The 13,638-nt window shown below is 34.1% G+C and carries 12 protein-coding genes and 1 pseudogene; 11 read left to right on the top strand and 2 right to left on the bottom strand.

The window, feature by feature from the left end:
- Positions 1 to 27: 27 nt before the first annotated feature.
- Both IEX65_RS05260 and IEX65_RS05255 read left to right on the top strand, forming a co-directional pair.
- Positions 28 to 2,442, top strand: coding sequence for a TonB-dependent receptor (locus IEX65_RS05260; protein WP_188764978.1), 2,415 nt, complete (start codon positions 28 to 30; stop codon positions 2,440 to 2,442).
- Between the two features lie 33 nt (positions 2,443 to 2,475).
- Complete coding sequence (locus IEX65_RS05255; RefSeq protein WP_188764977.1) at positions 2,476 to 2,901, top strand: EamA family transporter; 426 nt, start codon at positions 2,476 to 2,478, stop codon at positions 2,899 to 2,901.
- Here the strand turns inward: IEX65_RS05255 and IEX65_RS05250 are convergent, their stop codons facing one another.
- Together IEX65_RS05250 and IEX65_RS05245 are read right to left on the bottom strand one after the other, a co-directional pair.
- Positions 2,902 to 4,155 carry a sensor histidine kinase gene (locus IEX65_RS05250; RefSeq protein WP_188764976.1) on the bottom strand — a complete coding sequence of 418 codons (1,254 nt, stop codon included), beginning with the start codon at positions 4,153 to 4,155 and terminating at the stop codon, positions 2,902 to 2,904.
- The gene (locus IEX65_RS05245; RefSeq protein ID WP_188764975.1) at positions 4,152 to 4,829 is read right to left on the bottom strand and encodes a response regulator transcription factor; all 678 of its coding nucleotides are present in this window, start codon (positions 4,827 to 4,829) and stop codon (positions 4,152 to 4,154) included. Before IEX65_RS05245 ends, IEX65_RS05250 begins: the two co-directional genes overlap by 4 nt.
- Positions 4,830 to 5,007: 178 nt before the next feature.
- On the opposite strand from IEX65_RS05245, the gene IEX65_RS05240 reads away from it, so the two are divergent.
- The 9 genes and pseudogenes from IEX65_RS05240 (at position 5,008) to IEX65_RS05200 (ending at position 13,568) form a co-directional block, all read left to right on the top strand.
- Positions 5,008 to 7,515: a DUF5686 and carboxypeptidase-like regulatory domain-containing protein gene (locus tag IEX65_RS05240; RefSeq protein ID WP_188764974.1), complete on the top strand. Its 2,508-nt coding sequence runs from the start codon at positions 5,008 to 5,010 to the stop codon at positions 7,513 to 7,515.
- 126 nt (positions 7,516 to 7,641) lie between these two features.
- A complete protein-coding gene (locus tag IEX65_RS05235; protein WP_188764973.1) occupies positions 7,642 to 8,388 on the top strand; it encodes a COG4705 family protein in 747 nt (248 codons plus the stop codon).
- Between the two features lie 1,109 nt (positions 8,389 to 9,497).
- Positions 9,498 to 9,585: pseudogene (locus IEX65_RS28215) on the top strand (c-type cytochrome); the annotation flags it as partial.
- A gap of 344 nt (positions 9,586 to 9,929) precedes the next feature.
- Positions 9,930 to 10,721, top strand: coding sequence for a hypothetical protein (locus IEX65_RS05225; RefSeq protein WP_188764971.1), 792 nt, complete (start codon positions 9,930 to 9,932; stop codon positions 10,719 to 10,721).
- A 27-nt stretch (positions 10,722 to 10,748) separates the two neighbouring features.
- Complete coding sequence (locus IEX65_RS05220) at positions 10,749 to 11,027, top strand: hypothetical protein (RefSeq protein ID WP_188764970.1); 279 nt, start codon at positions 10,749 to 10,751, stop codon at positions 11,025 to 11,027.
- A complete protein-coding gene (locus tag IEX65_RS05215; RefSeq protein WP_188764969.1) occupies positions 11,005 to 11,463 on the top strand; it encodes a DUF2147 domain-containing protein in 459 nt (152 codons plus the stop codon). The genes IEX65_RS05220 and IEX65_RS05215 overlap by 23 nt, the downstream gene beginning before the upstream one ends.
- A gap of 44 nt (positions 11,464 to 11,507) precedes the next feature.
- Positions 11,508 to 11,750, top strand: coding sequence for an acyl carrier protein (locus IEX65_RS05210; protein ID WP_188764968.1), 243 nt, complete (start codon positions 11,508 to 11,510; stop codon positions 11,748 to 11,750).
- A gap of 262 nt (positions 11,751 to 12,012) precedes the next feature.
- On the top strand, positions 12,013 to 12,927 hold the full coding sequence (locus IEX65_RS05205; RefSeq protein ID WP_188764967.1) for a sterol desaturase family protein: 915 nt from the start codon (positions 12,013 to 12,015) through the stop codon (positions 12,925 to 12,927).
- Positions 12,924 to 13,568: an START domain-containing protein gene (locus IEX65_RS05200; RefSeq protein ID WP_188764966.1), complete on the top strand. Its 645-nt coding sequence runs from the start codon at positions 12,924 to 12,926 to the stop codon at positions 13,566 to 13,568. Before IEX65_RS05205 ends, IEX65_RS05200 begins: the two co-directional genes overlap by 4 nt.
- Positions 13,569 to 13,638 lie beyond the last annotated feature (70 nt).

Raw genomic sequence — 13,638 nt, 5'->3', positions numbered from 1 at the left:
CTTTGTTAATTTTAGAAAGAAAAACTGATGAAATCAATAATAAAAACAAAAATATTATTCACAATAATTTTGCAGTTGCTAATCTTTTCGGCTGCGAATGCACAGGCTTTGGTTACAATTTCTGGCATTGTAAAAGATAAAAACACCAAAACTTCTTTGCCTTTTGTAAATATAGTTTTGAAAACCGAAAAGGATAGCACATTTGTAAGTGGAACAGCAACTAACGAAGATGGGCGTTTTTCGTTATCAAAAATAAAATCAGGAAATTACTATTTAGAATTTACTTATTTGGGATATTCAACCAAAAAACAGCCCTTATTTGTTGGTAATCTTACTGAATATTTAGACATAAAAACGGTAGAATTGGAAGAAAGAGCTAAGCAATTAGATGAAGTTGTAGTAACTGGCAAAGCCGAAGAAATAAGTGAGAAAATGGACAAAAAAACATTTTCGGTAAAAGATAATATTAGTCAAAGTGGTGGGTCGGTCTTGCAGGTTATGCAAAATTTGCCGAGCGTTACCGTGCAAGACGGAAAAGTGCAACTGCGTGGTAGTGATAGAGTTACGGTACTGATTGATGGCAAGCAAACTGCTTTAACAGGCTTTGGAAGCCAAACGGGTTTGGATAATATTCCAGCCTCTGCGATAGAAAAAATTGAAATTATCAATAATCCTTCCGCCAAATATGATGCAAATGGCAATGCGGGCATCATCAATATTATTTACAAACAAAACAAAAAAGAAGGATTTAATGGAAAAATCGGTTTTACGACTGGCTTAGGCTCGCTTTGGGTAAGAAGAGAAAATTTGCCAAGCATCAGGCCTCAATATACTTTTACGCCCAAAATAAACCCCAATGTTTCGCTCAATTACAGAAAAAACAAAGCGAATGTTTTTTTTCAAGGCGATTATTTATATATCGAAACGCTCAACAAAAATGAGTTTGTAACCAGAAAATATGACAACGGAGAAATAATAAATTCTCAGTTAAAACGCAATAGAAATACCCATTTTACAACTTTAAAATCGGGAATTGATTATGCCATAAATGACCAAAATTCATTCACGATTTCTGGGCTTTTTGGTAGTGAAAAAATCATTGACCGTGGCGACCAGCCTTTTTTTGATGGCGAACTCTCGCAACGATTGAGACTTTGGCAGTTTTTAGAAGATGAATTGAAAACCACCATTATGGCTACGGCAAATTATCAGCACAAATTTCAAGAAGCAGGTCATTTGTTAAATATTGGTTTTAATTATACGTTCCATCGAGAAGATGAAAAGTATTTTTACGATAATTATTTGCCGATTTCAAAAGGAACAGATGCCTTTAAACTATTGTCGGATGAACAGGTTTATGATTTTAATCTTGATTATATAAAACCATTGAAATATGGAAGAATTGAAACAGGAGTAAAGCTTAGAAATAGGAGTATTCCAACAAATATGCAATTTATTCCAGGTGCAAATTCGGTGTTGGATGTGAATGCGGGCGGTTGGGCAACCTATAAAGAGTTGATTCCTGCTATGTATGGAAACTATATCTTTGAGAATAAAAAATGGGAGACAGAACTGGGCTTGAGAGTTGAGTATGTAAAAATCCAATACGATGTAAATCCAAATCATGTTGTTTACAAAAGTGATGGCTATAACTATATCCAACCGTTTCCAAACCTAAGGTTGGCTTACAAAATTAATGACAACAATAAACTTTCTGTTTTTTATAACCGAAGAGTAGATAGACCAAATGAAGTTGATATTCGGATTTTTCCAAAATATGACGATGCTGAAATTATAAAAGTTGGCAATCCTGCTTTGCGACCTCAATTTACTAACTCTCTCGAACTGGGTTACAAAACTAATTGGGAAAAAGGCAGTTTGTACAATGCCCTTTATCACCGATTTGCCGACGGAACAATCACCAGAATATCAAGCATAGTGCCACCCAGCAACCTGATTTATGCCACATTTCAAAACGTTAATAAAAGCTACAACACAGGTTTGGAAATGGTTTTATCGCAAGAAGTCTCTAAACGATATTCATTTAATGTGAATTTAAACGCTTACCGAAATCAAATTGACGCTTTTACGGTTGAAAATAAATATCCTATAACGCACACATTCTCAGCCGAAAAGCAAACATTGTTTTCTGGAAACATCAAGTTGAATAACAGTTTTCATTTTGCTAAAAACATTGATGCCCAATTAATGGCTATTTATTTAGCTCCTGACATCATTCCGCAAGGCAAAATAAAATCTCGTTTTTCATTAGACCTTGGCTTAAAAAAGGCAATTAAGAAAGGAGAATTGTTTTTTAATGCTACCGACTTGCTCAACACAATGATTATCAAAAAAGAAATTAAAGGACAAGGATTTAATTATACCAGCAATGACTATTACGAAACACAGGTTATTAGGCTTGGTTATAGTCGTAAGTTTTGATAAGGATTTTATAACCATGAAAAAATAATTTCAATGGAAAAATGGAAACTATTTGCAATAATTTCAATGATTTTCGCTGGATTAACGTCTGTAATAGCCAAATTTGGAATGAAAAATTTAAGCAGTGATACCGCTTTAAGTATCAGAACGTCTGTGGTGTTTGGTATAATTATGATGAATGCTTTCTTGTTTAAAAATGCTTTTTATGAGATAAAACAAGCACCAAAAAGCAATTTGATATTCTTAGTTATTTCGGGTCTTACAACGTCTTTATCTTGGATTTTTTATTACCGAGCCATGAAAGAAGGCCCCGTTTCGTATGTAGCAAGTATTGATAAAGCAAGCATTTTGGTTACGCTATTGCTTTCATTTGTATTGCTTAAAGAACCAATTTCTACAAAAATTTTGATTGGAGCTGGCTTTATTTTAGTGGGTATGCTTATTCTGATTTGGAAATAATCAAAAAACAACACTCAAAATATGCCAACCATTTTCAAAAACATAACTAAGCCGAAAGCTGTAAGTATCACAAATCTGCTTGACTAATGCCAAGCCCAGCCCCAGCGAATCAGATGCTGAACTATCTTTCTGGAAACGTTCAAAAAGTTGCTCTGTTGGCATTGTGAGTGGGTTTCCTGTATTTTTTATGATAAGATTACGTTCATTGAGTTCAATATTGATTTTGCCACCAATCAGATTATATTTGATGGCATTTCCCAACAAATTATTCAACAAAACATCTAATAAATATTCATTGATTTGGATAGAAATATTTGGCGAAATATAACTTTCCAAGACCAAATTTTTATGCTGAATCCAAACATCTAAAAGGTTGAGTTTTTCAAAAAGAGCTTCTGATAAATTGATACTTTTTGCAGTTTCAAACTGTCGGTTTTCGATTTTGGTCAAAAGCAATAAGGTTTGGTTGAGCTTTGAAAGTTTGCCCAGAGATTCAATCAACGAAGCAATTTGCTGCATTTGACTTTCAACAAGGTTATTATCTTGCAATAAAAGCTCTAAATTTGAGCCAATGACCGCCAAAGGTGTTTGAAATTCGTGTGAGGCATTTTCGGTAAAAGATTTAAGACTTTGGTACTCACGCCTCACTTGTTCGGTCAATGAAAATAGATTTTTTTGTAGCGTTTGAAACTCTAAAATATTGCTTTTTTCAAAAACCAAAGCCTCTTTTTGAGTGATTTTAAAAGTTTGTAATAAATCTAAAGATTGATAAAAAGGCTTCCAAATGCTACGAGAAAGGCGATAATTAGCAAACAACAACATTCCAACCAACAAAACCATTAATCCTGCAAAGGCAGCAAGCAAGGCTTCGATAAGGTCTTCGGACTCATAAAGTGCTTTTCGGATTTTGATTTGGTAATAACCGTCGGCCGTTTTTACACAAAATGCAATTTGTTTGATTTCAAGACCATCGTGATGAGGATTGGTTCGTAAAACTGTGTCTTTTAGCTCAACAGGTTTATAATTTTTTGTTGGATAAACCCAAAATCTATCTAAAAAAGGCAAATCATTTTCGGGCAACTTGCCATTTGTTTTTACAAAATCTTCCAACTTATTTTTTTGAATATACAGTCGCTCGGTATCTTCTTCTGCTAAGATTTTTTTTAATATAAAATAGCACAAAACTCCGCCAGCAATAGAGGCCATAAGGCAAGCAATCAGAAACGAACGAGTAGCTTTATTGATGAGTTTCATGTGAGACTAAATTTATATCCAACACCATACAGAGTCTGTATGTAGTCGGGGCAAGACGCTTCGATGAGCTTTTTTCTTAGGTTTTTGATGTGAGAATACAAGAAATCAAAGGTATCTGATTGGTCAATTTCGTCGCCATAAAGATGCTCCGAAATACTTGATTTTGGCAAAACTCGGTTGCTATTTGCTACAAAATACATCAACAAATCATATTCTTTGCGAGTAAGAATGATGTTTTTTGTGCCAACCCATACTTCTTTTGAGTCGGGAAGGATTTTTATTTCACCAAAAATAATTTCTCTATTTCCGCCAAATTGCCTTCTTCTCAGTACCGATTTTACCCTCGAATTGAGTTCTGTTAGATGAAAAGGTTTTGTCAAATAATCATCCGCTCCTAAATCCAGTCCTTTAATTTTATCATCAAGGGCATTTTTAGCAGAAATAATGATAATTCCTGCTGAAGATTGTTGTTTTTTGAGTTGTTCAACAATCGAAAGTCCCGAGCCATTGGGCAGCATAATATCTACCAACACACAATCATATTCATAAACCCCAATTTTGTCTTCGGCATCGGGCAAGTTCGATACCCATTCACACACATAGCTTTCATCAAGCAAAAACTTCTGAATTGTTATCGCCAAAGCCTTTTCGTCTTCAATGAGTAAGATTTTCATATTGCAAAATTGCAAAAAGATTCTGTACTGATTTTGGATTTATTTACCATTAAGCATATTTTTTATACAGATTTTATACAGAATCCAATTATAGGTTTGCATCAAAATTTTATTTCTCTTCAAAGGCAACGCTTTCTTATATATTCGGTGTAAAGGCAAATAAAGAACCAACAAAGAAATGAAATACATACTCCCATTATTATTAATTACGATTATAAGTACCGCCCAAACCACCAAAACTTTGACAGGTAAAGTAATGGATGCTTCAAGCAAAGAACCAATACCATTTGCAAATATTCAACTCAAAGGCACAAAAACAGGTACACAGGCAAATTTTGATGGATTTTTCTCTTTAAAAACTTCACATCCATCAGATTCTATCATAGTTTCGATGGTTGGATATTTGCCTCAAAGTCAGCACATTGATAGCAAAATTTCTCAAAACTTCATTTTCCTACTTAGCAGTTCTTTGACAAAACTTAATGAAGTTAAAGTAACTGCTTATGCAGACCCTGGAAAAGCCTTGTGGAAAAAAGTAGTTGCCCGAAAAGGATATAATAATTTTGATAAGTTCAATAATTATCAATATGAAGTCTATAATAAATCGGAAGTAGATTTGAAAAATGTGAAACAAGAAAACATTAAAAAAGGCTCGATGAAAGACATGGTTTATTCGACTTATCAAAACTTGGATTCGAGCAATAAGTCGGTTATGCCCTTGTATTTTTATGAAACTCTTTCCGATTTTTATCATTCAAAGAAACCCCCGATTCAGATTCAAAACTTGAAAGCAAAAAAAACAATCGGACTCGAAACCGATAAATTTATTAGACAGTTTGATAAATTCAATGAGAAAATCAATATTTATCAAAACTGGAATATCCTATATAATAACAACTTTGTAAGCCCAATTTCGGACGTTGGTTCGCATTATTATAAATACGAAATCATGGATACCACCATGACCGACCCTACGCACCGCTATTTTAGAATGAAATTTACGCCCAAACGAAAAAACGAAAATACATTCAATGGCGAGATGTGGATTGAGGATGATTCGTATGCCGTACAAAAATTCGACATGACGGTTAGTAAAGATGTAAACCTCAATTTTATTAAAGGTGTACGTTTCTTTCAAGATTTTGTGCCTGTTTTTGCAGATACCATGAAGGCATGGATGCCTAAAAAGGGTATTTCGGAAGTTGAAATTGAGTCTGGTCCAGAGTTATTTGGTTTACCTTTTTCATCGAAAACGAAGCAAAGAGAAAACTTAGTTTTTAGTAATACTACAACTTTTGACAAAGTAAAACTCAATGAAGAAATCAGAGATTCTACTTTGTTCAAATCAAAATATGCACAAGTTGATTCAAACTATTTGAATAAAACCGACCAATTTTGGAAAACTGCCCGATTGGATAGCCTAAGTAAGCGTGAGATTGCTATTTATCAAGCGGTTGATTCTTTGAAAGATAATGATAGATTTAATAGAACAGTAAAAATGACTACGTTTTTGGCAAGTGGTTATTGGGATTTCGCCCATAATACCTTGCGTGTTGGACCTTATTCCTCATTTATTAGTCGCAATCTTACCGAAGGCTGGCGAACAAGGTTCGGTTTTTGGACATTGGAGGATTTTAATAAAAAAATTAACCTAAATGCTTATGTAGCTTATGGTTTTGGCGATAAACGACTGAAAGGAGGCGTTGGAATCAAGTATTTACATTCTATCTCGCCTTGGGTTAAAACGGAATTGTATGCTCACAAAGACTATGATATGGTAACGGTCAATGATGATGAGCTGGATAAAGATAATATTTTCAATTTTGCATTTCGGAAAAACATTCCTTCTTTTCAAATTTTTGTAGGCGAGTTGAAACTTCAACATGAAAGACAACTTACGCAAAATTGGACGGTGAAAGCTGCCTTAGCTTACAAATCCATTGACCCTGTTTTTAAGTTTATTTATGAAAATATTGATGGAGATAAAGTGCCACAGCCAAGTGATATTTTACACCAACTTTATACTTCGGAGGGGTCAATTAATTTTAGATATGCACATAACGAGCGTACCACGATTTTGAATTACGATAAAATTCACCTTTCAACGCCTTTTCCTGTCTTACATTTTAAATATACTCTTGGCTTTGAAACAACTGCTAAAACCTTATTTAACTACCATAAGATAGATGTTGGTATTATTCAAACCTTCAAATTACCACCCAAAGGAACATTTTATTATAACCTAAGTATGGGCAAAACTTTTGGTACACTACCCTATATTTTACTCCATGTACCGAGAGGCAACGAAGCCTATTTTTTGAGTAGTTATGCCTTTAATACCATGAATCCTTATGAATTTGCTGATGATAAATATGCAAGCTTGCTTACTCGTTACTCACTTGGGGGCTTTATTTTTGATAAAATTCCCTTACTCAATAAGTTGAATTGGCGAGAAAGGGTAACTGCAAATGTGTATTGGGGAAGTATGTCCGTAACCAATAAAACTTATAATAGCCTCAACGATGTCAGAACGGGAACAGGTAAGACTCCTTTCGCAGAAGCGGGTTTTGGCATTGAAAATATTTTTCATGTATTTACAGTAGATGCCATTTGGCGACTAAACCATAATGATAATCCTGCAATCTCAAAATTTGGCATTTTTACAGGGTTACAACTTAAATTTTAAATTAAAAAGTGATTAACGCACCTACTGTTTAGTCAAATTTACCGTAGTAGGTGAATTGTAAAAAGACTACTGTTTTAAGCAAAATTTTTAGTTTAATAGCTAAAAAATACTCTAAATATTGCGTATATGAATAAATTACCTGCTATCACCATTTCATTTTGGATAATGAAAATTTGTGCCACAACCTTGGGTGAAACCGCTGGTGATTTATTGGCTCAGACACTAAAAATTGGATATGGGTTGAGTTCAGCCATTCTTTTAAGTTTCTTTTTTATTACATTAATGACTCAACTTTTCTCCAAAAAATTTCATCCAATGATTTATTGGGCCGTTATTCTGGCAACCAGCACCGCAGGTACTACCATGTCAGATTATATGGATAGAACTTTGGGCTTAGGGTACGCAACAGGCTCAATGATTTTAGTTTCGCTGTTAATAATCACATTAATCGTATGGAAATTAACCGAAAAGTCTTTATCTGTAACTAATATACAATCACTTCGAGGCGAAGTATTTTACTGGACAGCTATTTTATTTTCTAATACTTTGGGAACTGCGTTAGGTGATTATTTAGCAGATGATTCGGGACTTGGCTTTATTGGTGGTGCCGTTCTCATAGGATGTTTGTTGATATGTATAGTATTGACTTATTATTTTGCAAAAATATCCCATGTTGTATTATTCTGGTTAGCTTTTGTTTTGACTCGTCCATTTGGAGCAACTTTCGGTGATTTACTAACAAAACCACTGGAAAAAGGAGGGCTAAACTTTGGGACAATTGGCTCATCATTGATACTTTTTGTAATACTTGTCATTTTGATAATTGTATCAGTGGTTAAGAATAATTTAGTCTCAAAAAATGAAAAAGTATGACGGAAAGACTTGTTAAATATCGCCATAAAATTATTCAATCAATGATTGTATTTTTTTCATTGACTACTTTATCATGTAAAAATCAACTTTCAGAGCCTGTACCAAAAGTTGAAATTACTGAAAAGCTTCCTGCTTCGATTCAAAGGTCTGGAAATGTAGAAAAAGGATATGATTATTTAGTCAATGGTAATTATGTAGATAGTGGTATTCCTTTTGATTTATGGATTTCATTGAGAGGCGAGAATACTGAAAACATTTTAAAACGGCAAGGTGATAATGCAAAAATTGGTTATGGTTTCACCGTTGTAACAACTTCTAACAATACTCGTGTAGTAGGTGCAAATTGTTTAAACTGTCATGCCAGTACCATTAACAATGAGTTTGTAATAGGTTTAGGAAATACAGAATTTGATTTTACGACTGACCAAAGTTCAAATATTAGCCTATTGGATTTTCTTATGAGAGGAACTTATAGTTTGAATTCCTCCGAATATCAAGTTTTTATACCTTATAAACGTGGGTTTCAAGCTATCAGTCCACTTACTGTAACAGAAACTCGTGGAGTTAATCCTGCTGACAAATATGCTGCAATTTTGGCAGCACACCGCAATCCAACCGATTTGACTTGGCGTGAAAACGACCCTTGGGGCATTACAAAAGAAGTAATTCCTACCGATGTTCCTGCATGGTGGTTATTGAAAAAGAAAAATGCGATGTTTTACACAGGTGTAGGAACTGGCGATTTTGCCCGAATTATGATGGCTTCCAGTTTAGTGAGTTTACAAGACTCTACGCAAGCAAGAATCATTGATAAACAATTTCCTGATGTTTTAGCCTATATTAAGTCTTTGATACCTCCGACCTACACTGGTATAATTGACAAACAAAAAGTAGTTGATGGAAAAGCAATATACGAAACAAATTGTAGTCGATGTCATGGTTCATCGAATGATAAAAATGATTATCCCAATCTTTTGGTTTCACTCGAAAGTATTGGTACTGACCCAGCTTTAGCAAGCACTAATTTTGCCTATCCTCAACTATTAAACTGGTACAATAACAGTTGGTTTAGTAAAGAACCTTTTGCCGCAAAGTTAGTAGCTAAAAACGGTTATATCGCTCCCCCTTTGGATGGAATTTGGGCAACTGCTCCATATCTTCATAATGGTTCTGTACCTACATTAGAAGACCTTTTAAATAGTTCTGTACGACCTAAAATCTGGAAAAGGACATTTAAGCCAGACGATTATAATACTAAAAAAGTTGGTTGGAATTATTCAATATCAACGACTAAAACAGATAATCAAACTTATGATACTTCAATAAAAGGATACGGAAACCAAGGGCATATTTATGGTGATAAATTATCAAGTTCGGAAAGAATGGCGTTAATTGAATTCTTGAAAACCTTATGAATTGTGTTTAATGAACTACATAAATTTTCATCTTGAAAATAAAAATTTTAGAAAGGAGGCAACGCTTTTATATGAAGTTGGTGTAATGGTAATTATAAAGGAAATATTAATTTAAAAAACAAGAAAATGATGAAATCAAAAAATCTAATTCTGATGGTGTTGGCAATGGTTTTGACCGTAACGGCAGTGTATGCACAAGACACCAACGAAACAAAAACTTTGCTGGGTGGCAAAAAAATTAACCCGTTCAAAAAAATTAATACTTTGGGACTTTACGTTGCTCCTGAAATACAGTACGCTGGTTTGGCAGGTGGCTATGCCCCAATGGGTGGTGTATCTGCCATGTTGCAAGTCAATAAAAAATGGGGTATTGGTGGCGTAGCTTACTCGACTTTGGGAGATTATACCCCCACGAAATTGAGTTCTACAAAGGCTTATAATTTTGATGCCCAGTTTGGAGGACTAAAATTGGAATATACACCAAAACCTACTTCTTTGGTTCATGTTTCTTTCCCCTTAGTAATTGGTGCTGGAATGGCTCAGATAGATTCAGTGGGGGCAAATCACAATAGTAAAAATGATGGTGATACGTATGGAGAAAAAGGAAAAAATGAAGGTGGTATGAAGGAAAACGGCAATAGTGATAATGGGAAAAAGAGCATGGAAGATAACTTATTTTTTATGATTCAACCAGGTATTCATTTAGAAACCAATATTTTAAAATACGCCAAAATTTTTGTGGGAGCAAACTACCGTATTGCAGCAGGGAAAAGCGGAGTAACAAGTACAAATCCACTTTTGATTCCGACGAGTAGTCAAATGAGTGGTTTATCGGTAAACTTTGGCATAAAAGTCGGTTTATTCGATTATGATATTCACAGAAAAAGGAATAAAATCACAAATCAACCCAATCCGTAAATTAGTACATCTGACTTGGAGGCTATCATGAAATTCGACCTATATTTTTTAACCTCTTATTTACATCAGAATTTTCTGATAGCTCCATCAGAAGTAACATTGTCGAAAAACTTTAAAACTGATTTTGGATTAAATCGAGAGGAAATAGATTCAATGCTCGAATACCTTGAAGGGGTTTTTGATTTAAAATTCCCTGCCAAGCGAACACCCGACCGATATGAGTTTGTACTTGATTTGGTTTTTTATATTATAATTTATGATGACATAATCAAAAATGACAATTATGAAAGTTCTCTTTTTAATTAGTTTTTTGTTCGTAAATATAGCAAAAGACAACAAAAAATCCGAAATGGCGAATAGTTCGGCATCTGACAAAATCGTTGGAACATGGCTTTCGGCAGATAAAGATTTAAAAGTTGAAATCTTCAATAAGAAGGGACATTATTTTGGAAAAGTTGTTTGGTTTGCTTGTCTTCCATCAACACCAAATATGGATGACTTCAAGGATACTGAAAACCCTGACCCAAAGTTAAGAACTCGAAAATGGCTTGGAATGGAGGTTGTAAAAAATCTCACGTATAATGGTGAGAGTGAATGGAAAAATGGAACAGTCTATGACCCCAATTCTGGAAGAAAATATAGTTCCGTAGTCAGATTAAAAGATAATAGCACACTCATTGTGCGAGGCTATTGGGGTATTGAATTATTTGGTAAAAATCTCGAATTCCACCGAGTAAATTAAAAGATAAAATAACCTAAATGATACACTTAAAACCTAAATGAAAAATGGAAGGAAATACAGCAAAAATGTACACTTGTTTTGAAGAAATGGGCATTCCGTCCAATTCTCTCAAAGATTCAGCTCACTTGACACGAGACCTTGGATTGGACTCATTGGATGTAACAGACCTCGTTTTAAGACTTGAAAGTATGTATAATACCAGTATTCCTGATACTGATTGGAATAAATTTCAGACAATCAAAGATATAAAAACTTACCTTAATCAAACTATGCTTGTACCTGCTTAACATTCATCTAAACCCAAAAGTAAGTCTTTAAGCCCCACATTTATTTTCACAAATAATTTACTATTGGAATTTAATTTTCAATGGGTTGGGGTTTTTATTGCCTAAATGAATCAAAATCGAAGATTTGACTTCCGATAATTTTCATTCATTATACAGGTTTCTGTATTCATTTAGGTAGTTCAGAAAGGTAGTTTGGTGCTTGCCAGCTACCTTTTTATTAAATTTTTTCAAGCAATTTTCAAAAACCTAAATGAACATAAATATGAATTTTCTAATTAATTATTTTTCAGATGCCCCCGATTGGCACAGAGTTGTGTTATTGACCGTAAGTATTTTTCTTTTTTGGAATATCGAAAGTTTTTCAGGTGTAACCCTCAATTATCGCAAGTGGAAACACGCATTTACCAATGCTTTTTTTACGATTCCTGCCATTCCAGTGCAGTTACTTTTGGGTTATGTTTTATTGAAAGTCATTGATTTTGACACAAATAATCATTTTGGTTTGATAAATTGGCTACCAACTATGAAGCCAATTTACTCATTTCTATTGGCTTTTATAGTTTTAGATTTGTGTGAATATGCCTATCATGTGCTAATGCACCACGTAAAAACGCTTTGGAAATTCCATTTGGTGCATCATAGCGATACCGTGGTTGATGTTTCGACAACTTTGCGTGAACATCCAGGCGAAACTTTCATTCGTTTGTCTTTTTTAGTTCTTTGGGTTTTGTTGTCAGGTGTATCATTTTGGGCTTTGATTTTTCGCCAGTTTATCCAAATCGGCTCAAATGTATTCGCTCATGCTAATTTTCGTTTACCCAATAAAGTTGATAAAGTCGTCGGCTGGATTTTCATTACACCAAATCTACACCATGTACATCATCATTACGAAGTACCATATACTGATAGTAATTATGGAGATGTACTCAGTGTTTGGGACAGGATTTTCGGAACTTTCATGGAATTAGATGCCAATCACACCATATTTGGCGTAGATACACACATGGCAGCCGAAGAAAATGCAAACATTAAAAACTTAATTTTAATGCCGATGGATGAATATCGAGGCGGGCAAAAGCAAGCTATTTCTTCGCCACCACATCAAACTCAGCAAATAACTTTTCCACGACTTTTACAACAAAACTCATTTAGTCGCTTAAAAAAAGAAAGAACATGAAAAAGCAAATAATGCTCTCAATGCTATTGTATTTGGCTTCAATAACTACTTTTTCACAAGAAAACCCGTGGAAGTTTGTCAAAGAAACAAATGGTATCAAAGTGTATTTCAGAACGGTTGCTAATAGCAATTTGAATGAAGTCAAAATACAGACTACTTTCAATAGTAACCTAAGCACAATCGTAGAAGCATTGAGAGATGTAAATGCTTATCGGGAATGGGTTTATAAAGCAGCCTATTCATATACCGTAAAGGAGTTTAATGCCTATGAAATGGAATATTATAATAAATTTAACTTTCCATTTCCCTTAGATGATAGAGATGTGGTCATTCATAGCAAGATTCATCAAAACCAACAAACGAAGGTGGTAACGTCAGTTTCTTATGCAAAATTGGACATTGTGCCAGAGAGCAGAAATGTAGTTAGAATCAAAGATTTTTATTCAAAATGGACTTTTAGTGCTAAAAATAACCTTGTCTATGGTGAATATATTTTCAAATCAAACCCTGGCGGTAATATTCCTGCATGGCTTATCAATCTCAGCTTGGATGAAGGTCCAACTAAGACAATTCAAAATTTCAAACAACAACTTTTATTAGAAAGGTATATAAAAACGAATAGTCTAAATATTTTAAATTGATAGGCAACGAAACTTTTGTAATTGGTGTAAAGGTAAATAACTACGGTTTTATAGAAAAAACACTTATGGA

Origin of the sequence: Emticicia aquatilis, assembly GCF_014644295.1 — a bacterium.
Taxonomy (GTDB): domain Bacteria; phylum Bacteroidota; class Bacteroidia; order Cytophagales; family Spirosomataceae; genus Emticicia; species Emticicia aquatilis.
The sequence above is the reverse complement of the archived record's forward strand: the minus strand, read 5'-3'. Positions and strand labels throughout refer to the sequence as shown.